We start from the raw sequence: 24892 nt of genomic DNA, 5'->3' as shown, positions 1-24892 counted from the left end.
TTACATAATTCAAATTGTAATTGAAGCAGATTAGGAATTGCTCGTACGTAAGTACAAATATAAGATGACAGTAAATGCATTATGTTAACAAATTCATAGTAAAAGGGGGGATCGTACAACATTATATCCAAAAATAAGAAAAGACTTGAACGAAAATTCCATTCATTTTTCTTGGTGTTCCGCATTCCATACACTTAAATAGGACGCATATTCTAATTCATCTGGATTCTCATGTAGCATAGAAATGAATTCTAATTTGTTTCCATCACAATCTAGAAAGTATACACTTGCAGCAGGCACCCACCTTTGGACAATTGGCTCTTGATTTCCTGTTCCTTGACTTCCTATCACTGCTATTCCACGTTCCTCTAACCACGCTTTAGAAGTCATTAAAAACTCTAAATTTACACCAAAAGCAAAATGTCTCGGCTCAAAGTCTTCAATGTTATGTACTTCCCATAGTCCAAGCATTTGTTGTTTATTTTCTCCGACCCAAAAGAAAGCCACTCTTCTTTTGGAGAGTTTTCTTGCTAACGTTAATCCTAGCTTGTTTTGATAGAAATTTATTGCCTTCTCTAAATTTCTTACATGTAAATGAGTTTCGTATATGTTCTGTATTATTATGATCATTCCTTTCTTTCTTTATTGGTAACTACCAATTGAATAGTGAATATAATTCTAAAGTTGAAATATGTATAAGCCTAGTAATGTACATCTATATCCGATATACCTATTTGCTATTATATTGAAATGTGATAAATCCCACTGAGGTAGTAAGTGTTTAAATGAACACTCTACTACTTTTGTAGGAAAGGGGATATATTCATTAAATTCAGATGAAATCATATTAAAATGATGAAAAAAGACCACACATGAAGTGAAACGCCATGTGTAGTCTTTTATGTATAGTCAAATATTACGAAGTCTCGCTAATTTTAGTTTCACTATGAGTGTTAGTAGAATTTCTTTTCTTAACTTTAAAGTGATAGTAAGTGTAGCAAAAGATGATAAATGGGACAGTGCAATAGATTCCAAGTCGTTGTTCTGGGATAAAAATAAGACTGATTAATATAATGCCATACAATCCAAAACCAAGAATTGGTACGAGTGGATAAAGTGGCGTTTTAAATTTTAAGTCTTCTAATTTTCCGCCGTCTGCTAAATAATGTTTGCGGAAAAAGAATTGAGAAACACAAATTGACATCCAAACAATAATGGTAATGACTCCGGAAATTGAAATGAGCCACAAGTAAACAGTTTCAGCAGCTACTACACTTGTCAAAAGAGAAAAAGCAGAAATAGCTATTGTCATGATTAAAGCGTTGAGAGGAATCCCACGTGATGATAATTTCTTTAAAAATGCTGGAGCCATTTCGTTTTTTGATAAAGACCAAAGCATTCGAGTAGCAGCGTATAGTCCTGAGTTTGCGACAGAAAGAACAGCAGTAAGAATAACAAAGTTCATAATATCAGCTGCATATGGAATACCGATATTATCAAAAACAGCAACGAATGGACTCTTTGTTAATCCAGCTTCTTCCCAAGGAATTAAAGCAACAAGAACAAAGATTGCTAAGACGAAGAAAAACATTGTGCGCCATATAATATTTCTAATAGAACGAGGTAAAGTTTTTGCTGGATCTTCACTTTCACCTGCTGCGATTCCGACAAGCTCTGTACCTTGGAAGGAATAATTGACTGTAACCATTGTTAATAGAATAGCTGCAAGTCCATTCGGAAATAAACCACCATGATTTACGAAATTTGAAAGAAGTGGAGCTGGTTCATCGCCTTTTAAATCAATAAAACCGAACATAGCGGCGCCACCAAGAATTATAAAAGCTATAATGGCAGATACTTTTATACTTGAAAACCAAAATTCTGTTTCTGCATAACTACGAGCAGATAATGCGTTAATAGTGAAGATGGTAACGCCAAATATTAAACACCAAACCCAAACAGGAATATCAGGAAACCAGCGCTGCATTGTAATACCGGCAGTTGTAAATTCAAGACCGGTCGTATTCGCCCAGCTTAACCAATACAACCATCCGATTGTAAAGCCAGTTGCAGGATTGATGAATTTAGTAGCATATTCCTGAAAAGAACCTGAAACAGGCATGGCTACAGCAAGTTCACCAAGACATAGCATAACGAAATACATTAATAATCCACCAGCAATAAAGGCAAGTACGGATCCACCAGGTCCAGCCTGACTTATAATAAAGCCAGATCCGTTAAATAACCCGGTTCCAATCACACCACCGAGTGCAATCATGAATAAGTGTCTACTTTTCATCGTACGTTTTAATTCATTGTTTGTATTGCTTACTTGCGCCATTGTTTTCCTCACTTTCGTAGTTGATAGAATAACGTTTGATGTTTTTCCGTATTATGGAATGTATTCCGTGATGTGAAATCTTGTTATAATTTTCAGATAATTAAAAAGAAAAGTCAATATTTTTTTGTTTGCGTTTTCAATTCGTTGTTAGTGATATGTTTTTATTGTTAGAAAATTAAATAAATAGATTGATTTCATTTCGAATGTTTGCTAAATTGATAGTTAATTAAGCGTACTAACATATTACGAGTAAAGTTGAGGCGAGTTATGGTACAGTCCATTGATCGAGCGATAAGTATTATTAAATTATTGAATTCTACAAATGAAAAAGAGTATTGGGCTATTTCTGATATAGCTGATGGAACACATCTCCCGGTTAGTACAGTACATAGATTACTTAACTCTCTAATGGAGCATGGGTTAGTTACACAAATTACAGAGACAAAACAGTACAAAATTGGACCAATGTGGATGGAAATAGGGTTGCGTCAATTGGAGAAGGTAGACTATAGATCTGTTGCGAGAGAAGTGATGAAACGTTTGGCTTCTGAAGTGGAAGAAAGTGTCTATTTGAATATTCCAAACGGAACACATTCTATTATCATTGAAAGAATTGATAGTCCTTTAAAAATTCGAGTTATCGATAATCTAGGAGAACAAATTCCACTTTCAATTGGTGCTGCAAATAAAACGATGCTTGCCAATATGAAAACGAATGAAATGGAACATATTGTAGAGTATTTACTTCCTTCATTACCAGAACAAAAGCAAATTCTTCTTAATCAAATAAAGCAAATAAAAAATGAAGGATATGCTGTCAGTTATGGTGAAAAAACAGAAGGGACAGCTTCAGTAGCTGCACCTATTATCGGATTTAATCATAAAGTAGTAGGAGCATTAAGTGTTGGGTTAATTAGTCATCGTATTAATGATGATCGACTATCTTTTCTTATTAGCAAGGTAAAACAAGCGGCTCATGAAATATCAATAAAAATCGGCAGTACATCAGAACTATAATTTTGATAGCTGTCGTCATTTTTTATTCATATACTGGAATTAGTTTTCATAATGCGGAAAATAGGGGGATTTATATGTCAAAGTGGCAATCAAAAGAACAATTGGTTCAATTATTAAGCAGTCTTGTTGAAATTCCTAGTATTACCGGTTCAGAAGCTGAAGTAATATTGCCAGACTTTGTTGTGGAACAATTATCTGACTTACAGTATTTCAAACAAAACCCGCACCATTTGCAAAAAAATCCGACAGGGGACGGACGATATTTTGTTACAGCACTAGTAAAGAAAAGCGATAGTACAAAAAATACTGTAATTCTAGTAAGTCACTTTGATGTTGTAGATGTACAAGATTACGGAATGTGGAAAGAAGATGCATTTAATCCTAAAAAGTTAACATCTATGTTTTATTCTCATAAAGATGAACTTCCAGACCATGTACGTGAAGATATAGAACATGGAGAATGGCTGTTTGGTAGAGGAACAATGGATATGAAATGCGGCCTCGCATTACAAATGGCAATGATTGAGCAAGCTTGCGAAGAAAGATTTGATGGGAATGTTCTTTTATTGGCTGTACCAGATGAAGAAGTAAACTCTGTAGGGATGAGAGCTGCTGTTCCAAGATTACTAGAGTTAGCAAGAGAACATGATTTAGAGTATAAAACGGTACTAAACTCAGAGCCTATGTTTTCAAGACATCCTGGTGACCAAAATAAGTATATTTACACTGGCTCTATTGGTAAAGTGTTACCTGGTTTTCTTTGCTACGGAAAAGAGACACATGTAGGTGAACCTTTTGCAGGGTTAAATGGGAGTTATATGGCTTCATTAATAACAGCAGAATTAGAGTTAAACACAGACCTTTGTGATATTGTAGAAGGGGAAGCGAGTCCTCCGCCAACTAACTTACTTCAAAGGGACTTAAAAGAGGATTATTCTGTACAAATTCCGCATCGTGCAGTTACATTATTTAATTTGTTTTTATTAGAAAAATCAATGACAGATGTAGTTTCATTGTTACGTCAAAAAGTAACGAAAGTAGCAGAGAAAATAGAAGAGTCGTATGAAAAACATGCATATCGTTTTTCTAAATATAATCCATTTATACCACCTAATCTCAAAGTAAATGTATTAACTTATGAAGAGCTTATCACATATGCAATTGAGCAACATGGACGAGAAAAAATAAATCATATTCAATCTAATATTATAAAAAATAGAGGAGATAAAGATGATCGTGCGGTAACCATTGATTTAGTAGATAAATTAGCGATTTTATGTAAAGAAAAGGCACCGATGATTGTACTTTTCTTCGCTCCGCCGTACTATCCAGCTGTGAGTTCACGCAACAATCCTTTAATAAAAGAGGTAGTTGTAGAAATGGAAAAGTATGCACACTACAATCATAAAATTACATTTGAAAACCAAAATTATTTTGGGGGGATTTCAGATTTAAGTTATGTAGGCTTGCAGTATCCACTGGATTCAATGAGTTCGCTTGTAGACAATATGCCATTATGGGATAAAGGTTATTCAATTCCGCTTCAGGAATTAGAAGAGTTTGATGTTCCAGTATTAAATATGGGGCCGGTAGGAAAAGATGCACATCAATGGACAGAACGTCTAGATGTAAACTACGCATTTGAAACGCTATTAGATATGTTACCGAAGTGCATTGAAAAATTATTAGTTTCTAATAAAATTACACAATCATAGTAGGGAATAGGTAAGGGATAAAACAGAACCTGTAAAGAAGATTTGAATGAAATTATTTTAATATAATTAAAACTGAAACGACCAAACTCAATTATATATGAGTTTGGCCGTTTATCATGTAGTGAATTTCTAATTAAATTCATATGAATTCATAGCTAACGCGATCTCTTTTACAGTTTTACTTTTTAGTTTGACCAGATAGTTCAACAGACTTTTGCGTACAACGCTGCATAGCTGAAATAATCGCTGTTCTCAGTCCTTTTTCCTCCAATGTTGCTACAGCTTCTATTGTCGTTCCGCCAGGAGAACAAACCATATCTTTCAATTCACCTGGATGTATTCCTGTTTCTAGTACCATTTTTGCAGAGCCTAACACAGCTTGAGCAGCGAATTTATATGCTTGATTTCTTGGCATACCATCTAGTACAGCAGCATCTGCCATCGCTTCTATAATCATATATACATAAGCTGGTGAAGAACCACTTACGGATGTGACAACATCCATTAATTTTTCACTTACGATCTCTGTTTGACCAAAACTATTGAAAATGTTTAGTACATCTTCTAAATCTTTTTCTGTCACCATTTCATTCGGGCATAATGCAGACATTCCTTCTCCAACAAGAGCAGGAGTATTAGGCATTACCCTTACAACCTTTACTTTTTTATTAAAGGCATTTTCAGTACTTTCAATACTTTTCCCAGCAGCGATCGTAACGATGATAGCATCGTTTTTGATTATTTCTTTTATTTCATTAATTATTGACGCGTATAGGTCTGGTTTGATTGATAAAATTAAAATATCAGCATTTTTAGCTACTTCATTGTTGTCGGTAGTTGTAGTTAGCCCATATTTTTCACTAGCATTTTTTAAATTAGCAGTGTTTAAATCTGAACAAATAATTTGATTTGAAGACACTATATTTTTGTTTATCATTCCGCCAATCATAGCCATTCCCATATTTCCGCAACCGATGAATCCAATTTGTTTATCCATAATAACTCAATCTTGCTCCTTTTATAATCAATTATATCGGTTTGATATTATTTTCTTAGAATAAGAATAACATCCCTGTGCAATATAAAGAAACATTCTAAGAGAATATATTCCTTTTTGCAACACTAAAAGATAAAAATTAATTATATTCGACATTATGTAAATATATACACTATAATGTAAGGTTTTATGTTTATGAATATGAGTTAAACTTATATCATTTTGTATTTTCATTCAGTAGGGCGATAATTTCATACAAATAACTTGCGGCTCTATTTATTTTTAAAAATACCTCTTGACACCGAATCGAACTATATCGCATAATATAAAAAAATTAGATTGAAAATCGTTGAAGGGAATTAGTACATATGTCTTCTTGCGAAAGAGAGTGGAATTCACCGGCTGAAAGATTCCTCGTATAGAATATATCGAACCTATCCCTGAGTCTTAAATGAAAGTTTAGGCGTTCGCCTGCGTTATAGGCACCAAGTGGATATCTATGTATATCAATTAAGGTGGTACCGCGGAACAATGACCGTTTCGTCCTTTTTATTTTATTAAGGGCGAAGCGGTCATTTTTATTTTGCTCTTAAATACCTCATTGCAGCATTGATGAGAATAGATATAGTTACAAAGTGAATGAAGTGTAATTTATAAAAAACTTTGATTTTAGACTTGGGGGATAAAAAAGTGAAAAAACAACGAGTTGTTGTAAAGATTGGGAGTAGTTCCTTGGCAGATAGTCACGGAGGCATCTCTACAGAACAGCTTTCAGATCACGTTGCCGCATTGGCTCGGTTGAAAGAAGAGGGGCACGAGGTTGTGTTAATTACATCTGGAGCCGTCGCTGCAGGTTTTTCAGCGCTAGGATATCCTAGCAGACCTGTAACGATTAAAGGGAAACAGGCTGCAGCAGCTGTCGGACAAAGTTTGTTAATGCAGGCGTACACGGAGGAATTCCGTAAATATGGCATCGTTACTGCGCAACTTTTGCTGACGAGGAGTGATTTTTCTAGAAAAGAACAATATAGTAATGCTTACGCTACGTTAGGAGAATTATTAAACCGCTCCGCTCTTCCAATTATTAATGAAAATGATTCCATCTCTTTAGAGGAGCTGACGTTCGGTGATAATGATATGCTGTCAGCTTTAGTAAGCGGGCTTGTTTCGGCGGATATGCTTATGATCTTTACGGATGTGAACGGGTTATATGACAAAAATCCTCAGAAAAATCCGGATGCAAAAAAATATTATTTTCTTCCTGAAGTTACGGAAGAAATTTCTTCTCTTGCAGGAGATGCTGGCTCAAAACTTGGGACTGGCGGTATGAAATCAAAAATCGACGCTGCAAAGACAGCGCTCTCTCTTGGTGTGAGTGTATTTATCGGAACAGGACGTGGACAGGAAAAGTTTGTAGATGTTTTGAAGGGTAAGGGTGATGGAACGTATGTTGGTAATGCTCCTCAAAAAGAAATGAAGATGAACAAGCAATGGATTGCCTTACATTCGCTTGTTAGCGGACAAATTGAAGTAGATGCTGGGGCAGCTACTGCCATCATTCAGCATGGTAAGAGTTTACTTCCAGCTGGTGTTACGAATGTATCAGGATTTTTCCAAGTGGGTGAAGTTGTAGAGGTTGTAACGCAACAAGGGCGCGTAATAGGAAAAGGACAATGCACATATAGTGCAGAGGAACTAAGAGATGTAAAAGGTATGCAAAGCCAAGATATTCAAGTAAGAGGCGAGAGACATAGTTATGAAGTCATCCATAGGGATCATTGGGTTTCACTTTAAAAAGGAGGAAATAAAAATGAATGAAGTGTTGGCAAAGGGGATAAAAGCAAAAGAGGTTGCTAGAGAGCTTGTGCTTAAATCTACAGAGCAAAAAAACGAAGCACTTTCCGCAATAGCTGATCAGTTAATATTAGAAACAGCTTATATTTTAGAAGAAAACAAGAGGGATATTGAAGAAGGTAAGGCAAAAGGATTTTCTGATTCACTCCTTGATCGTCTTCTGCTAACTGAAAATCGTATTATTGATATGACAGAGGGGATTAAGCAGCTAATTGAATTACGTGATCCTGTAGGAGAATGTGTAAGTGCATGGGAAAGGCCAAATGGACTATCTATTCAGGAGATGCGCGTACCACTTGGTGTTATAGGCATGATTTATGAGGCAAGACCGAATGTAACAGTGGATGCAGCTACAATTTGTTTGAAGACAGGAAACGCAGTCATATTACGTGGTAGTTCTTCTGCTATTCATTCTAATAAGGCCATCGTTGCCGTTATTCACAGAGCGCTCAAACTAACAAGCTTACCTCAAGAAAGCGTACAGCTTATAGAAGATACAACGCGAAATAGCGCGAAGCAGTTGTTTACAATGAAGGATTATCTAGACGTTCTTATTCCAAGAGGTGGCAAACAATTAATCGATACTGTTGTGAGAGAAGCGTCTGTTCCAGTACTTGAAACAGGTGCGGGAAATTGTCATATATTCATTGATGAAACAGCAGATAAACAAATGGCGTTTAATATTATTATAAATGCAAAAACACAGCGTCCATCTGTATGTAATGCAATTGAGACGATTGTACTTCATGAGAATTGGGCAGAGCAATATGGTAGCGAGTTGTTTTCTTCCTTGAAGGAAAGAGGAGTGGAGCTACGTGGTGATAATAAAGCAGTGGCGATTGATTCTTCTATCTTACTTGCGACAGAAGAAGACTGGGAAACTGAGTTTTTATCTCTCACACTAGCAGTGAAAGTGGTTTCCACTGTTGAAGATGCGATTCATCATATAAATACGTATGGATCTATGCATTCTGAAGCAATTATTACTGAAAACGAGGAAAACGTCAGCAAGTTTTTTACTTCTGTAGATGCCGCGGCACTTTATCATAATGCATCGACTCGTTTTACAGATGGATCCGAATTTGGATTCGGAGCGGAAATTGGTATCAGTACACAAAAGTTACACGTAAGAGGACCAATGGGGCTTCCAGCATTAACTTCTACAAAATATGTGATTCGTGGAAATGGGCAAATTCGAAAATAATAATAAAAGACACTCAATTGGCTTGGGTGTCTTTTATTATAAAAATTAATTACCATACAAATAGCCCAACGAGCATAGCACTTAATAAAGAAACAGCCATCCCGCTAACAAGAAGCTTCCAAACATTTTTACCGATGACTGATGATTTTTCTCCGCCAAATAATGAATTGTAAGTTCCGTAAATCATACCTACTGTACTAAAGTTAGCAAAAGAAGCTAGAAATGTCGTTGCAACCGCAACCGTATGCGGTTGTAGCGACTTTAAGTTTGATTTTAAATCCATCATTGCAACAAATTCATTCGTCGTTATTTTGATCCCCATTAATTCAGCTACATACATAGCATCACTGCCTGATAAACCGAGTAAAAATGCAAAAGGACTAAAGATAATGGAGAAGATTTTTTGAATTGTTAACCCCGTTACAAAAAATCCTAAAATCCCATTTAAACATGCTGTTAAAGCTACATAACCAATTACCATAGCTAAAATAACGATAACCATATTCATCCCAACTAACATACTGTTTGAAATAGTAGAAAAGAAATCCTTTTTTTCATGTTTTGAAGGTGTGTAAACAACGTCTTCTTCTTTCGAAACTTCCACAGGATTTAATACATTGGCTAAAATTAATGCGTTAATACAGTTTAATGGGATTGCGCTGAAAATATATGTTGCTGGAACCATTGATAAATAAGCACCAAGAATGGATCCGCTAACGCTACTCATACTCATAATTCCAAAAGTTAATAATCGATTTTCTTTTAAAACAGATAATTGATCACGAACAACCGCAAGTGCTTCGGTGTTTCCTAAAAACATCATTTGAATCGAAAAGAAACTTTCTAACTTTGGTAAACGAGAAATCTTTGAAATAACTGCACCTACTTTATCAATAATCCAAGTTAAGATTCCGAAATAAGAAAGAATATCGAAAAAAGTAATAACAAAAATGATAGGAAGTAACGCACTAAAGAAGAAATCAATGTGCTGACTTTCCATAGCTGAAGGAAATGCAAATCGAATACCTTCATTCGCACATGCTAGTAGCCAACTGAAAAATGACGCAATTTTATTAATGATAATACTGCCGAGCTTTGTGCCTAACATAAACCACGTAATAAAAAGCTCCAATAGGATGAGAATTACAATCGGTCTCCATTTTATATGTTTTTTATTAGGCGAACATAAGAAAATGATTAATATGACAACGAAAATCCCTAACATATTCAATATGAAATGCATGTCAACAACTCCTTGAGAGTTATTATTTGTATATAAAAAAGCATCTATTCTTCCAAATTTGGATTATGATTAGAAGTTATGAAGCATGTAAGTTATGTTAGGAATCAATGTATTTTAATTTGCTTTATTTTGAGCAATCGCAGTAATTATCGAACAATTAGCTGTTTTCAATTGTTTTGTTGGATATTAAACGTATGCGATTTTAAACATCGTTTATTCCGCATTAACGGGCAGTAAGATTTTTACCTCAAAATTCAAGGAAAGCAAAGAAGTGAGGTGGGGATGGGCTGCCCGCAAAATCACGATTGGTAAGAGCTGATTAAAATTTCACTTTATAAATAAGAACGGTGAGTTGGCCATGAACCTTGAAGTTTCCGAAGCTGTATAATTTGTCCTGTATGATAAGCATCATGCAAAAGGATATTCATATATTGTTGCCAAACTGGTAGAGAAGGACTTAGTTGATCTAGTTCTGCTTCTTGAAGGGCGGTTAATGAAGATTGTAAGGCATCATGTACTTGAAGCGTTCGCTTTACGGTTTGCTGCCAAGCGGCATCATCATTAGGTCCACCTTGGATAAACGTCTCATCATTATTTTGTGGAGCAACAAATGTGTCGTCTTCATGTAAACGGGAAAGTAGGCGTTCTTTAAAGATTAATAAATGGTTCACATTTTCCCAAATCGTATTACTGGCAGCACCTTCTGGTTGCCAACATGCTTGTTCAACCGTAAGATTCTTTAACGCTTCTGATATTGGTGGGTACCATTCTTCTTCGTAAAAAACTTGTTGGACTCCATTTTGCAACATTTCTTTTCTTCCCATTCGTATAGCCTCCTGTTCATTTTTCTTAATAAAACCAATTCTCTTTTCTCTTCAATAAACCTTTTCTATAGTTGCACAAGAGGGTGAAAGACAACTTATAACAGAGCCATTAAAAAACTTCTTTTTAATATGATACTTAATAATCAAGGCTTTAATTGAGTCAGAATGAAAAAGAGTATAAACCTTTCTCTATTTGCTCATGGATTAGAGTTTTTTTGAAGTCGCAAAATAATTCTAAAAATATAGAAGGTTAAATTCGATAAAAATAGAATTTGATATATAGCAAACAAGGAGGGGATAAAAATGGAGGTCTATCACATAACGAGTAGAAAGAGGGAAACTTATAACGTTCAAGTGAAATATTCGATACTTTTCGAATGTGCGCTTGGCATTGCAGCAAGTACTCATAAGAGGTTAATTGATACACTTGAAAAGAGTCAAAATGAATGGGAAGAAATTAAGAAATCATTAACAGAAGAAATGAGAGAGCACTTACAATTTGTCGAAGAAAATAATACGTGGAAAGCATTGCTTCAGTTGTTGTATGAAGAAGACATACAGGGTGTATCGCAGTTTCATGCTAAAATCGATTCACTTTCAGAAGAAGATTTGAAGTATACATGTTTACCGTTTTTAGGGGAGAAATATGAGAAAAAAAGACGTTTAGCCGCAAGTAGAGATGGAACTGCAATACATGAACTAAAGGAATTAACACATGATCATCAGTTTTTCTCTACGTACATTCGCTTTATATGTGATGTAGATGTACAAGTGCTGAAATCTCATTTAATCGCTGTAATGACAGGGTGGTATGAGAGTGTAATTAAGAGTGAGGAAGAAGAAATACTTTCTATATTAAAACGAGATTATGAAGCAAAAAATGAAATGAATAAAAAGATGAAGCCGGAAGAGTTTGTCGAGTGGGCGACTGGCGGAGTGAACTATATGCCAGAGCCAAGTGTTCATCACGTACTTCTTATTCCGCAAATGACGTACAGACCGTGGAATATTGAAGCAGATATTGATGATACGAAAGTATTTCATTATCCAGTTGCGAATGAAAGTATTCATCCTGAAGATCCGTATGAACCGAATTATTTTTTAGTTCAAAAATATAAGGCTCTTGGAGATGAAGCGAGATTGCGAATTGTAAAAATGTTGTTTGAAAAAGAACGTACATTACAGGAAATAACGGAAAGATTGCAACTCGGTAAATCGACTGTACACCATCATTTGAAATTGTTACGTGCAGCGAAGTTAGTTGATATACATGACGGAAAATATGTATTAAGAAAGAAAGCAGTACAGTCTTTAGCGAAAGAATTAGATATGTTTTTGAATAGATAATTAACAACGAGAATGTACATAAAGGGAGGAATATAAAAGAAAAGTTGGTGTGTGAAATTGAAAAATATATTGAAAAATCGTTCGTTCTTTTTTATGTGGATTGGTAGTGCAATCTCTGAATTAGGAGGGGCTTTCGGAACGTTATGTAATTCAATTCTAGTATATGAGTTAACAGGATCAGAAATGGCTTTAAGTAGTATGTGGTTATTATATTTCATCCCATCACTCATATTGCAATTAATAAGTGGCCCATTTATTGATAAATGGAGCCGGAAGTGGATTATGATATTTTCACAATGGATACGAGCGTCCGTATTTTTATTACCTTTGGTGATGCTAGTTTCGGGTAGTATAGAAGTTTGGCACATTTATGTTGTTCAAATTGTAGTGGGACTTATTACACCACTTTATACACCTGCAAGTCAAGCAATTACACCGAGCATTGTAGGGAAAGAACAACTTCAAGATGCAAATGCGTACATTGATGGAATGACTCGCCTTATGATGTTTCTTGCGCCAGTATTAGGCGGAGTAGTCATTCATTTGATTGGAACAGAACTTACATTATCTTTCGTATGCATATGTTTATTTGTTAGTGGCACTTTCTTATTTTATATAAAAGAAAATAGAACGTCGCAACCTATTCGGAAAACGTGGCTAGAACAGTTTTTTCACGGTTTTACATATTTTTTCACAAAACCAATCATCGTTTGGCTCGGTATATTTCTTACTTTCGTGCAGTTTGGAGTAGGGGTAACGATGGTCACAAATCTTCCTTATATAAAAGACGAGCTGTCAGCGGGATATGCAGAGTACGGTTATTTCATGGCAGGTTTTCCACTTGGCTACGTAATTGGCTCAGTATTAGTCGGAAAAGTAACATATAAAAGCCGGCGTATACTTATGCTTGGAGGATTGTTTATAGGGGGACTCACATACATTTCATTAGGATTCAATCATAGTATTATCATTGCAATAATAATTGAAGTAATAGCAGGGATTTGTATTGCATTTTTCAATGTTCATAACACGACAATATGCCAACAAACCGTCCCAAATAATATGATAGGACAAGTATTTTCAGTGCGTTTATTTTTTATACGATCCGCTATGCCATTAGGTGTGTTAGTAGGGGGGATATTGAGTGAAATGTGGGGAGTAAGAGCGCTATATGTAATCATCGGTGCAATTATATGTGTTACATCTTTAATAGGGATGTTACTTCCATATTTCAAATTTTTAGATGAGGCGATAGAAAAGAAATCAGCATAATTCAAAAAATTAAAACTTTACAATTGAAAATAATTATCATAATCAATTATAATAGAAGAATACTAGTATTCGTATAACAAAGAGGGAGTGGGATATATGTTTATCGAAACGAAAACATTTACAGTAAAAGAAGGTACATCAAATATAGTTGTAGAACGTTTCACTGGAGAAGGTATTATTGAAAAATTTGAAGGCTTCATCGATTTAAGTGTTCTCGTGAAAAAAGTAAGACGCGGCGACGAAGAAGTTGTCGTAATGATTCGCTGGGAATCTGAAGAAGCATGGAAAAACTGGGAAACAAGTGAAGAACACTTAGCTGGACATAGAGCGGGCCGTGGTAAACCAAAGCCAGATCATATTATTAATGTGGATCATGCAGTTTATTATGTGAAATCATCGAAATCGGCTTATCAACAGTCGTAATATATAAGTAGAGGATACATGTTGTAGAAGCAATCATGTATCCTCTTTTTTATGACTGGGGGGATGGGAATGATAGGAAATCTTTCATTCATTTAAAAAAACGTTCTAGGCTATGGAGAAAAGTATTAGACTTATAAAGCATAGTCTTAGACGGAACGCTTGAATATCTTACCTTTCATATTTAAGTGTTATGAAAATGAGTCTACATACCCTCTGCTTAAAAGGAGATGAGTGAATGAAGTTAAATCATTTGAATTTATGTGTTGATGATTTATCAGAAGCGAGACATTTCTTTGAAACATTTTTTGATTTTCAATTTTTAGAGCAAAAGGGAAAGGCATTATTAGTAATGAGTGATGAGAGTGGATTTATACTGGTGCTAAGCGACCCCAAAGCATTTAAGGGGAATAAGGAAGTGATGTATCCAGAAGCTTTTCATATTGGTTTTTTAGTGGATACTTCAAATGAAGTTGATCAAGCGTATAATCGTTTAGTAGCAGGCGGCATTGAAATAGATAAGGAACCTTATTCGATGCGAGGTAGTAGTTATGGTTTTTATTTTACAGTATTTAATGGCTTATTAATTGAAGTGTCTTGTCTTGATTATAGAGAAGGTAAGAAAGTTTCAAAGCTTAATAGCGATCAACAAGAGTAATCATTTGAAGGTGTATAAAATTTAAGTATGTATCATATTAGAAGACGGATTAAGAAAGTTTCACTGTAAAGTAAAATAGACAGACTAATAAATAGTCTGTCTTTTCACATTAATTCTTCACATCATCATAAAGTTCAAGTGCCTCTTTCACATTCAATCCATTTTTCACAATGCCATGTATTGCTTGGATCATCGCAGCTGGGTGCTCGGATTGCCATATGTTTCGGCCCATGTCTACTCCAATTGCTCCTTCTTGCAATGCATTGTACGTAATGTTTAATGCGTCTTCAATTGAATCTAGTTTTGGGCCGCCCGCGATGACGACTGGGGCAGGGCATGTGCTCGTTATTTTTTCGAATCCTTCGCAGTAATACGTTTTAATAATATCAGCACCCATTTCAACACATACGCGGGAAGCAAGTGCTAGAAAGCGAGCTTCACGTTTTTGTAATTCCTTTGCGACTGCGGTAATGCCGAGTACTGGTAGGCCGTAATCATGAGCTTCAGAAACTACATTTGCGAGATTTGTAACAGTTTGTGTTTCATAGTCTGATCCGACAAAAACAGAAACGCCAACGCCAATTGCGTTTTGCTTCACTGCTTCCTTCACAGGTGTAACAATTGTTTCATTCGCTAAATCTTTACCGACGACAGTAGCGCCACCAGATACACGCATAACCATCGGTGTGTTGCAGTTTTCAGGAATGCAGGAGCTAAGTACACCGCGTGTTAAAAAGAGGGAGTCTGTATAAGGAAGTAAGTTTTTAACTGTTTCAAGTGGTTGTTCTAGTCCGTGAATTGGTCCTAAGAAATAACCGTGATCTATTGCTAACATAACCGCTCTACCATCAGGTAAAATTGTATTTAATCGATTTTTAAATCCCCAAGTCATTCAAAATCACTCCTTCGTTAATGTTGGATTTTCCGTTTGTACCGTATCTTTATTTGGTAAATGTGGTGACTTTATAAAAACAGCTTTAAAAGGTTTGTCAGAATGGTTAATCAGATAGTGAGATTCATGAGGGCGAACTTGCAGGACATCACCTTGTTTAATCGGAACTCTTTCGTTATTTACATAGAAGTCTATTTCACCTTCTAACGCATAAAAAACTTCTTCACACGTTGTATGGTAATGATTTTGAAATTCTTGCCCAGGCTGAATGACAACAAGACCAAGATCAATATTCGGGCCTTGTATTAAATATTTCGGCCCGTTATCACCGAAGCGATAGGAGAAATCATTTTCATTCGCTTTTAACATACAGTTCACTCCTTTATGTAAATGAGTTACAGTGCACCAGGTGCAATCCACATATGTGTTGTAAGTCCTTTATCAGCTAAAGCGAGCTGACTGCTATATACGGTTTTCCATGTTTCATAGAATTCTTTGTATAGCTCGTGATTTTCAGTGATTGGTTCAAATGTATTTTCCCACTGTACAAATTGTTCGGCAGTCTCTTCCATAGATGAATATATGCCAGCACCAACTCCAGCAGCAATCGCAGTTCCTAAAGCAGCTGCTTCTTTCACAACAGGTACTTTTACAGGAATACCGAGTACGTCTGATAGAATTTGTGGCCATAGTTTTCCTTTAGCGGCACCGCCAGCAAAAATAACTTCAGAAGGGAATGTGCCAGTTAGATTTTTTATTAATTTTAAGTTTCCAAGTGTAATGAAGGCTGCATTTTCTTCAATAGCACGAAACAGTTCTTTTTTTCCGCATTTGTCAGCGTCTAAACTTAAATTTAAGAATGAAGGTGCGGCATGACGCCAAGAAATGTAGTTCATAACGTTTGAAAAAGTAGGGATAATGCCATGTGAACCGACAGGTACGTCTTTCGCTTGTTCTTCTAGTAATTCATAAGCATCTACACCAAGTTTATCAGCAAGTTTCTTTTCTTCTTGGCAAAAAGCGTCTCGAAACCAGCGCATAACGAGACCTGGGAAAAAGGCGATTGTTTCATATTGCCATAGGTTCGGAACGACGTGACAATTTACTCGAATCGCAGCATGTGGATCTGTTATTGGCTCAGTAACATTCACTTCTTGTTGCCAAAAGCTACCCCCGCATATTAACGTTTGATTTGGTTTCACGATTCCTGTTCCGAGCGATGCCATTTGAGCATCTCCACCCCCGGCGACGACAGGAATCCCTTCACGTAATCCAGTTAATGCTGCACACTCTTTTGTAACGTTGCCAATTACTGTACCAGCTTCATTTACTGTTGGTGAAAATGGCAAAGATAGACCGCACTCCTTAGCGACATCGTTATCCCACACTCTATTTTGTAAGTCAAAAATACCTGACGTACATCCGTTTGAAGGATCGATTTGCAGCACTCCGCTTAATTTATATAAGATCCAATCGTTTAACATTGTAAAAGAGTGAATAGTATTATAGACGTCGGGTTCATGTTTTTTTATCCAGAGTAGGCGTGGTAAAGCACCTAATGAAAAAGTCTGACCAGACTTTGTATATAAATCTTTTTCAAGATGTGACCGAATTTCTTTTAATTCACTAACTTCGACGGATGCGCGCCCATCAACATTTGCACACGCCCATATTTCTTGCCCATCTTGATCATATAAAACAAATCCTTCTCGCATACTTGTAGCGCTAATAGCAAGAATAGAAGAGGCAGGAGTGTTGTTTTTTTGAAGCACCTCTTTCGTACATTCTTGTACTAGCTTCCAATTTTCTACTACATCAAAGTTCATAGAGCCTGGATAACGAAGGTCAGATTTGTGAATCCATTCTTTTTGACTTACTGCAATTTGATTACCATGTAAATCAAAAAGAACTGCTCGAATGCTCCCTGTACCAGCATCGAAAGCTAATAAATGGGACATTAACAATCACCATCCTTTCGTAATAAGGAGAGGGCAGTTTCCTCATCGGTAATTAATGAATGAATAAACTTTCCTTTTAAGGCACCATAAATTGCATCTATCTTTTCAGTACCTCCAGCAACACCGACGACATGCTTCATATTGCGCAAAATAGAGAGGGGCGTGCCAATTAGACGATTGTGATGCGAGAGTTCTAATAAATCGCCATTTGTATTATAAAACTGTCCTAAAATATCGCCAGCACCGTTTTGACTACGAATATATGTCATCTCACGTAGTGTTAATTTTTCTTCTTTTACAATCGTAGCGTCTTGAGATAATCCCCCAATACCGACAACAGCCGTATGAGCAAGTGAAGCGACTTGAAGCATATCTTTTACACTCGGTTCTGATAGAATACTTTGTGCCATTTCGGTTGTAGACGCTAGAAACGGCGTAGGGATAATGTGAAGTTCGCCTTGCATGTAGTGTAAATAGTTTTGTTTTCTCGGGAGATAGTGATTTACCCCGCCTGTGAGCGTTACGATTGAAAGGTTGATAGAACTTTCAAAATGAATGTTTTCTAGCATTTTGCTAATTGTTTCTCCCCAGCCAATACCGAGTAAATCGCCTTGCTGGAGATGAGTTTCTAAATATTGTGCAGCAGCTTTTCCGAGAGAAGCGTGATAATTGTTTACTGGGGTAGGGATAATAAAAGCATCTTTTAAGTGAAATTTTTTCATTAGGTCACGCTCAATACTTAAACAGTGCAAACCAGTCCCTTTTACGTGAAATGTAACGATACCTTCACTCCGCGCTTTATCTAATAACCGGACGACTTTATTTCTTGAAATATGAAGAAGTGACGCGATCTCCTGTTGTGTTAATTGGTCTTTATAATAGTACCAAGCTACTTTAGTTAATAAATTTTCTTCAAAGTTCAGCTGAGTCATACTCTTCATCCCTTTCAACAATTGACCACAGCTTAAACATATGTACCATATATTTTGTTTATTCCAGTTGAAACGATTAATAGTACGTAGAAAAAAGTGTTCTAGATATAAAAAAAGGAATATACAATGCTACAAAACAAGTAGAACAAATAATCATTTTCTCAAAAAATGTTCTGGATAAAGGCAGGTGACATCATGTGGAGAACGTACCTTTATTACAAGTAAAGAAAATGAGTAAGGCGTTTTTAAATCAACTTGTATTAAAAGAAGTGAACTTACAAGTAGAGCGCGGAGATATATACGCTTTAGTGGGGGGAAATGGCGCCGGGAAATCAACATTAATGAAAATATTAACGGGGTTATATTCGTATGATGATGGAGAGATGTATGTAAAAGGAAGGAAGCAACAGTTTTCAAATCCATCAGAAGCACACCGAAAAGGTATTTATTTAATACCGCAAGAACCACTCATTTTTCCGCATATGACTATTGAAGAAAATATATGTATCGGGTTAAAAGAAAAGAAAAAGAAACTAAAAGTACAGATTCAGCAATTGATTAGCAGCTTAGGATGGGATATTGACCTTAATAAACTAGGAGGAACATTATCGATTGCGCAACAACAGTTAGTAGAAATCGTTAGAGGATTAATAAGAGAAGCTGAGATTCTTATTCTAGATGAGCCAACATCGACATTAACAACACACGAAATTAAGAGTCTTTTTGTGTTGATGAAAAGTTTACAAGAAAAAGGAATTGGGATGATTTATATTACGCATCGTTTTCCAGAAATCTTTGAAATTGCCAACAAAGTAGCAATACTACGTGATGGAATGGTTGTAAGCCAAGGTGATGTATGTGACTATACATATGACATGCTGATGGAGGGACTATTGCCAAAAGGATATAAACAGAAAGAGAAAATAGAAGTAGTTCAAGAGACAGTAAAGACGAAAAAAATATTAGAAGTGGTTGATATAAATGGTCACGCATTCGAAAATATATCATTCACTGTACATGCGGGTGAGGTTGTAGGTGTTGCTGGCATTATAGGATCTGGCAGAACGGAATTAGCAGAAGCGATATTTGGATTGAAAACTATAAAATCAGGGTCTATCTTATTGGGTGGAAAATCAATTGATACGTGTTCTTTGCATAAAAGGCTAGACGAAGGACTAGTTTATGTGCCAGAGGATAGGGCGAGGAATGGAATTTTCTCAATTGCTTCTGTTAAAGAAAATATTGCAGCAGCAAGTTTATATCAAAATAATCGCTTTTTTATAAATCAAGAAAAAGAAAGCGCTTTAGTTAATTCGTTTATAGAACAGTTCCGAATTGTTGTACAGAATATGAATAAAGAACTGGCATCTTTATCAGGAGGTAATCAGCAGAAGGTCGTGCTTGCGAAGTATCTTGCATGTAATCCTAAAATTATTATTCTTGATGAGCCGACTCGCGGAATTGATGCGAAAGCAAGGCTTGAAGTGTATGAGACGATAAAAAAAATGAAAAGGGAAGGACTCGCAATTTTATTAATCTCTTCAGATGTTGAAGAAATTGTCCAATTAGTAAACCGTGTATATGTAATGAGAAATGGGCGATTTGTTTCTCATATGGAAAAAGAACAACTGAGTGTGAATGAAGTTACACGCCTTGCATACGGAGGTGTAGCGGAATGAAACATATGTTAAAAATGCATGAAACGTCTATCATACTGTTACTACTAATTTATATAGCTATTGTAGGAATGATAAACCCTAGTTTTATTCAATTTAACTCGTTATCTTTACTGATGAAATCAAGCGTTATTTTAGTCGTGCTAGCAATCGGTCAATCGTTCGTCTTATTTACGAAAAATATAGATGTATCAGTTGGTTCAAGCATGGGGTTAAGTGCAGCAGTTTGCGGAATGATGTTAACGAATGGGTATAGTACATTCTTGTCGATATTTGTAGCTATTATACTTGGGGCCATTATTGGTTTCGTAAATGGTATTGGAGTTGCGAAGTTTCGGGTACCAGCCATTATTATGACATTAGGCATGTTAGGAATTATTAGAGGTACAATGTTAATTTTCACAGGCGGGAAGTGGATTGAAGATATTCCAAACGATTTTAAGCAGCTGTCATCTATCATCATTCTTGGTTTACCTATAACTGTATGGTTCGTTCTTATTATTTTACTACTACTATACTTCTTTTTAAGAAAAGTGCCATTGGGAAGATACTTTTATGCGGTAGGTGATAATGAAGATGGCGCGAGGCTTATTGGTATACCTGTAAATAAAGTGAAGATATATGCGTTTATGATTTCAGGCATAAGCGCTGCGCTCGCTGGTTGCATATTTGTTATGAATATCGGTTTCGTGCCAAATCAAACAGGTACAGGATTAGAATTACAAGTAATCGCAGCTGCTGTACTAGGAGGAATTCAGTTAAAAGGAGGAACAGGATCTTTATTTGGAGCTGCATTAGGAGCGTTATTTTTAGAAACAATAAGTAGCTCACTCGTCTTTTTAAAAATACCAGCATTTTGGAATAATGCTATTTCAGGTTTTTTATTATTACTTATCATCATATTAGATAGTGTTATGAAAAAGTGGAAGGCAGAAAGGAGGATGAATCTATGAAGTATGTATATAGATGGGAAGGGGTTCTAATTGTATTACTTCTTGTAGAATTCATCCTTTTTAGTTTAATAAATAGTGATTTCTTAAATATTAGTAATCTCCTTTTTAGTACAAATGATTTCCTATTTATCGCAATTGCGGCGATACCAATGACTTTTGTTATAGTAACAGGAGGAATTGATGTATCGATCGGCTCAATAATGGGGCTCACTTCAATCTTAATCGGTGTACTTTGGATGAACGGAATACCTATTTTGTTTGCTGTTATAATCGCCCTAATAATTAGTTGTTTAGCAGGCGCTTTAAACGGACTCATTATAAAAATGACGGATGTAGAACCACTCGTCGTTACACTCGGAACGATGTTTTTATACGGGGGAATTGCCCTCGTCATTTCAGGAGGGGCAGGTGCTTCTGGGTACGAAGGAATAAGCGGTTTACCTGACACATTTGTACAACTGGCAAATGGTAGTTTTATAGGAATACCGAATTTATTATGGCTACTGATCGTATTAACAGTTTTATGTACTGTATTATTTCACCGAACTATATACGGGCGCCATGTAAAATTAACAGGTGCGAACGAAAATACAGCAAAATACACCGGGATTAAAACGAAAAAAGTAGTCATTATTGCTTACATACTTTCAGGGTTAGGAGGTGGATTAGGAGGCGCTTTCTTAACTGCCTACTTCGGTTCCGCACGTGCTGATATGGGAAGTGAAACAATTTTACCAATCATTACAGCAGTCGTCTTAGGCGGTACACTTATTACAGGCGGAAAAGGAAGCATTATTGGTACTTTACTGGCGAGTATTTTCATTGGGCTCATGCAGTATGGCTTGCAAATGACGGGTTTAACAAATGAACAATCCAATGTAGTAATAGGTATTATCCTTATTCTTTCAGTTATTATGAGACATTTCAAATTACATCAATTCTTAGCGGAGAAAAGAAAGAATTTGCATAAGGGGGAAATGTCATGAAGAGAAAACTGGGGATTGTATTGATTGTATGTATTTGTTTAATCGGTTTAATTGCGTGTTCTAGCCAAACAGCAGATAAGAAAAAGGTTGATGATGTGAAATTTGCATTTATTCCGAAATTAACAGGAGTTGGTTTCTTCACATCGGGTGGTGAAGGGGCAAAAGAGATGGGAGATAAGTTAGGCGTGCAAGTGAAGTATGATGGACCGTCTGAAGCGAGTGTTTCAGGGCAAGTTAAATATATAAACAATTTCATTAATCAAAACTATGATGCGATTATGGTTTCATCTACGTCAGTGGATGGGTTATCGCAATCACTGCAACGTGCTAAGAAAAAAGGGATGACGGTGTTAACATGGGATTCTGATGTGAATCCGAAAGATCGTTCTTTTTATATCAGCCAAGGAACACCAGACCAACTTGCTAATTTATTAATAGAAATGACTTCAAAGCAAATTGGAGATAAAGGAAAAGTAGCCTTCTTTTATTCTAGCCCGACAGTAACGGATCAAAACCAATGGGTAACGAAAGCGAAAGAAATTATTAAAAAGAAATATCCGAACTGGGAAATTGTAACGACGCAGTACGGTGAAAATAATGCGCAAAAGTCTTTGTCAGTAGGAGAGAATATTTTAAAAACGTATCCTGATATTAATGCAGTCATTTGTCCAGATGCAACGGCACTTCCGGCAATGGCACAAGCAGCTGAAAATTTAAAAATGGATAAAAAGGTTGTCGTAACTGGCTTCTCTACACCAAACGTTATGCGTGATTACGTAAAACGAGGAACAGTAGCACAATTTGGTTTATGGGATGTAAAACAACAAGGTGCTCTCGCAACGTATGTAGCAAATGAAATTGTTGTAAAAGGGAAGAAGTTAAAAGTAGGGGATAGCTTCGAAGTAAAAGGAATTGGAAAAGTGAAGGTAGAGCCAAACTCCATTCAAGGATATGATTATGAGGCAGAAGGGAATGGAATTATCGTATTACCAGAACGAGTTGTATTTACGAAAGATAATATTGATAAGTATAATTTTTAGTAGACAAAAAAACGTCCGAATATATCGGACGTTTTTTTATTTCTTCATTAATTATGAACAGTTTCTTTTTCGTTTAATCCAAGTGTACGACCAGTAGAAGTGTGAAGATCTTGGAACAATCTTGGATTTTCAGTTAGTGAAATGCCATATGAAGGAATCATTTCTTTTATTTTTTCTTCCCATTCTACCATGCGGCTTGGGAAACATTTTTCTAATACTTCAAGCATGACGTGAACAGCAGTAGAAGCACCTGGTGATGCGCCTAGTAATGCGGCGATTGAGCCGTCAGCTGCACTTACTACTTCTGTACCAAATTGAAGTGTCCCTTTACCACCAGCATCAGTATCTTTAATTACTTGTACACGTTGCCCAGCAACTACAATATCCCAATCTTCACTTTTCGCGTTCGGAATGAATTCGCGTAATTCTTCCATACGTTTTTCATGTGATAACATAACTTGCTGAATTAAGTATTTTGTAAGTCCCATTTCTTTTACACCAGCGGCTAACATCGTTAAGACGTTATTCGGTTTTACAGAACCGATTAAGTCAAGATTTGAACCTGTTTTTAAGAATTTAGGTGAGAAGCCTGCGAATGGTCCAAACAGTAAAGCTTTTTTATTGTCTATATATCTCGTATCTAGATGAGGTACAGACATTGGCGGAGCACCAACCTTAGCTTTACCGTACACTTTCGCATGATGTTGCTCTACAACTTTTTGGTTTTTACATACCATAAATAGTCCACTTACCGGGAATCCACCGATATGTTTTGATTCAGGGATACCAGTCTTTTGAAGTAGAGGTAGGCTACCGCCACCGCCGCCAATAAAGACGAATTTAGCAGTATGATGCTCAATTTTACCACTATTCATATCGTGTACTTTTACTTCCCACAAACCATTTTTCGTGCGCTTAATATTTTCGACACTATGCTTGTAGTTTAGCTCGACATTTTTTGTTTTTAAGTAATCAAATAACATACGTGTTAATGCACCGAAGTTAACATCTGTTCCAGAGTCAATCTTCGTTGCCGCCATCGGTTCATTAGATGTGCGGCCTTCCATAATGAGTGGAAGCCATTTTTTTAATGTTTCAGGAGCATCAGAAAATTCCATTCCTTGAAACAGTGGATTTTTTGAAAGCGCTTCAAAACGGTTTTTTAGAAACTCAACATTTTTTTCCCCTTGTACTAAACTCATATGAGGTAGTGGCATAATAAAATCTTGTGGATTACGAATTAATTTGCTCTTTACAAGATATGCCCAAAATTGTCTTGAAAGCTGGAATTGCTCATTCACTTTTACAGCCTTACTAATATCTATAGATCCGTCAGCTTTTTCGGAAGTATAGTTCAGTTCGCATAGCGCAGAATGCCCTGTACCTGCATTATTCCATTCGTTAGAGCTTTCTTCCCCGGCACTTGCGAGTTTTTCAAAAACTTTAATTTCCCATTCTGGTGCTAATTCTTTTAGTAATGAGCCTAACGTTGCACTCATAATTCCTGCACCAATTAAGATAACGTCTGTTTTTTGCTGCATGTTGCTCATGATAATCTCTCCA

The 24892-nt window shown here is 36.1% G+C and carries 22 protein-coding genes and 1 other annotated feature; of the genes, 12 read left to right on the top strand and 10 right to left on the bottom strand.

Annotated features, from left to right (window positions below; translation table 11 throughout):
• Window positions 1-162 precede the first annotated feature (162 nt).
• Complete coding sequence (locus ACTL4X_RS14745; protein ID WP_031312742.1) at window positions 163-621, bottom strand: VOC family protein; 459 nt, start codon at window positions 619-621, stop codon at window positions 163-165.
• Window positions 622-916: 295 nt separating this feature from the next.
• Window positions 917-2341, bottom strand: coding sequence for an amino acid permease (locus tag ACTL4X_RS14740; protein WP_000079991.1), 1425 nt, complete (start codon window positions 2339-2341; stop codon window positions 917-919).
• Window positions 2342-2608: 267 nt separating this feature from the next.
• Between ACTL4X_RS14740 and ACTL4X_RS14735 the strand changes: the two genes are divergently transcribed.
• Window positions 2609-3358, top strand: a complete 750-nt coding sequence (locus ACTL4X_RS14735; RefSeq protein WP_000250758.1) for an IclR family transcriptional regulator — start codon at window positions 2609-2611, stop codon at window positions 3356-3358.
• A 74-nt stretch (window positions 3359-3432) separates the two neighbouring features.
• Entirely contained in the window at window positions 3433-5073 is a 1641-nt protein-coding gene (locus ACTL4X_RS14730) for a M20/M25/M40 family metallo-hydrolase (protein WP_000049571.1), read from the top strand.
• A 178-nt stretch (window positions 5074-5251) separates the two neighbouring features.
• Here the strand turns inward: ACTL4X_RS14730 and proC are convergent, their stop codons facing one another.
• The gene (proC, locus tag ACTL4X_RS14725) at window positions 5252-6070 is read right to left on the bottom strand and encodes a pyrroline-5-carboxylate reductase (RefSeq protein WP_000360723.1); all 819 of its coding nucleotides are present in this window, start codon (window positions 6068-6070) and stop codon (window positions 5252-5254) included.
• A 340-nt stretch (window positions 6071-6410) separates the two neighbouring features.
• Window positions 6411-6621 (top strand) — a binding site (T-box leader).
• Between the two features lie 139 nt (window positions 6622-6760).
• Between proC and proB the strand changes: the two genes are divergently transcribed.
• Together proB and ACTL4X_RS14715 are read left to right on the top strand one after the other, a co-directional pair.
• Window positions 6761-7864 (top strand): glutamate 5-kinase, encoded by a 1104-nt coding sequence (gene proB / locus ACTL4X_RS14720; RefSeq protein ID WP_000744809.1) that lies wholly within the window; start codon window positions 6761-6763, stop codon window positions 7862-7864.
• A gap of 16 nt (window positions 7865-7880) precedes the next feature.
• Entirely contained in the window at window positions 7881-9128 is a 1248-nt protein-coding gene (locus tag ACTL4X_RS14715) for a glutamate-5-semialdehyde dehydrogenase (protein WP_001006608.1), read from the top strand.
• Window positions 9129-9177: 49 nt separating this feature from the next.
• On the opposite strand, the gene ACTL4X_RS14710 is transcribed toward ACTL4X_RS14715, so the two are convergent.
• Window positions 9178-10371, bottom strand: coding sequence for a NupC/NupG family nucleoside CNT transporter (locus ACTL4X_RS14710; RefSeq protein WP_000545479.1), 1194 nt, complete (start codon window positions 10369-10371; stop codon window positions 9178-9180).
• A 332-nt stretch (window positions 10372-10703) separates the two neighbouring features.
• Window positions 10704-11195, bottom strand: a complete 492-nt coding sequence (locus ACTL4X_RS14705) for a DinB family protein (RefSeq protein WP_000532733.1) — start codon at window positions 11193-11195, stop codon at window positions 10704-10706.
• Between the two features lie 303 nt (window positions 11196-11498).
• On the opposite strand from ACTL4X_RS14705, the gene ACTL4X_RS14700 reads away from it, so the two are divergent.
• The 4 genes from ACTL4X_RS14700 (at window position 11499) to ACTL4X_RS14685 (ending at window position 14892) form a co-directional block, all read left to right on the top strand.
• Entirely contained in the window at window positions 11499-12542 is a 1044-nt protein-coding gene (locus tag ACTL4X_RS14700; RefSeq protein ID WP_000454585.1) for an ArsR/SmtB family transcription factor, read from the top strand.
• Window positions 12543-12593: 51 nt separating this feature from the next.
• Window positions 12594-13814: an MFS transporter gene (locus ACTL4X_RS14695; RefSeq protein ID WP_000769173.1), complete on the top strand. Its 1221-nt coding sequence runs from the start codon at window positions 12594-12596 to the stop codon at window positions 13812-13814.
• Between the two features lie 96 nt (window positions 13815-13910).
• Window positions 13911-14237: a heme-degrading monooxygenase HmoA gene (hmoA, locus tag ACTL4X_RS14690; protein WP_000469498.1), complete on the top strand. Its 327-nt coding sequence runs from the start codon at window positions 13911-13913 to the stop codon at window positions 14235-14237.
• Between the two features lie 235 nt (window positions 14238-14472).
• A complete protein-coding gene (locus tag ACTL4X_RS14685) occupies window positions 14473-14892 on the top strand; it encodes a VOC family protein (RefSeq protein ID WP_000773073.1) in 420 nt (139 codons plus the stop codon).
• A 109-nt stretch (window positions 14893-15001) separates the two neighbouring features.
• Here the strand turns inward: ACTL4X_RS14685 and lsrF are convergent, their stop codons facing one another.
• Genes lsrF through ACTL4X_RS14665 form a run of 4 tightly spaced genes read right to left on the bottom strand, consistent with a single transcriptional unit; the run spans window position 15002 to window position 18674 of the window.
• Complete coding sequence (lsrF, locus tag ACTL4X_RS14680) at window positions 15002-15784, bottom strand: 3-hydroxy-5-phosphonooxypentane-2,4-dione thiolase (RefSeq protein WP_000219765.1); 783 nt, start codon at window positions 15782-15784, stop codon at window positions 15002-15004.
• Between the two features lie 6 nt (window positions 15785-15790).
• Window positions 15791-16153, bottom strand: coding sequence for a cupin domain-containing protein (locus ACTL4X_RS14675; protein ID WP_000909986.1), 363 nt, complete (start codon window positions 16151-16153; stop codon window positions 15791-15793).
• A 26-nt stretch (window positions 16154-16179) separates the two neighbouring features.
• Window positions 16180-17742: an autoinducer-2 kinase gene (gene lsrK, locus ACTL4X_RS14670; RefSeq protein ID WP_000018808.1), complete on the bottom strand. Its 1563-nt coding sequence runs from the start codon at window positions 17740-17742 to the stop codon at window positions 16180-16182.
• Window positions 17742-18674, bottom strand: coding sequence for a sugar-binding transcriptional regulator (locus ACTL4X_RS14665; RefSeq protein WP_000192709.1), 933 nt, complete (start codon window positions 18672-18674; stop codon window positions 17742-17744). The genes lsrK and ACTL4X_RS14665 overlap by 1 nt, the downstream gene beginning before the upstream one ends.
• Window positions 18675-18871: 197 nt before the next feature.
• Between ACTL4X_RS14665 and ACTL4X_RS14660 the strand changes: the two genes are divergently transcribed.
• The 4 genes from ACTL4X_RS14660 to lsrB are packed head-to-tail and all read left to right on the top strand — an operon-like array spanning window position 18872 to window position 23329.
• On the top strand, window positions 18872-20353 hold the full coding sequence (locus ACTL4X_RS14660; protein WP_000432617.1) for a sugar ABC transporter ATP-binding protein: 1482 nt from the start codon (window positions 18872-18874) through the stop codon (window positions 20351-20353).
• Window positions 20350-21303 carry an ABC transporter permease subunit gene (locus tag ACTL4X_RS14655; protein ID WP_441394914.1) on the top strand — a complete coding sequence of 318 codons (954 nt, stop codon included), beginning with the start codon at window positions 20350-20352 and terminating at the stop codon, window positions 21301-21303. Before ACTL4X_RS14660 ends, ACTL4X_RS14655 begins: the two co-directional genes overlap by 4 nt.
• Entirely contained in the window at window positions 21300-22289 is a 990-nt protein-coding gene (locus ACTL4X_RS14650) for an ABC transporter permease (protein WP_060852014.1), read from the top strand. The genes ACTL4X_RS14655 and ACTL4X_RS14650 overlap by 4 nt, the downstream gene beginning before the upstream one ends.
• Entirely contained in the window at window positions 22286-23329 is a 1044-nt protein-coding gene (gene lsrB / locus ACTL4X_RS14645) for an autoinducer 2 ABC transporter substrate-binding protein LsrB (RefSeq protein WP_000823660.1), read from the top strand. Before ACTL4X_RS14650 ends, lsrB begins: the two co-directional genes overlap by 4 nt.
• A 47-nt stretch (window positions 23330-23376) precedes the next feature.
• Here the strand turns inward: lsrB and ACTL4X_RS14640 are convergent, their stop codons facing one another.
• Window positions 23377-24879, bottom strand: coding sequence for a malate:quinone oxidoreductase (locus tag ACTL4X_RS14640; RefSeq protein ID WP_000069138.1), 1503 nt, complete (start codon window positions 24877-24879; stop codon window positions 23377-23379).
• Window positions 24880-24892 lie beyond the last annotated feature (13 nt).

The organism is Bacillus sp. RE35 (genome assembly GCF_052146655.1).
Lineage (GTDB): Bacteria > Bacillota > Bacilli > Bacillales > Bacillaceae_G > Bacillus_A > Bacillus_A cereus.
Note: the sequence above shows the minus strand (reverse complement) of the source record. Positions and strands in the feature narration are given on the sequence as shown.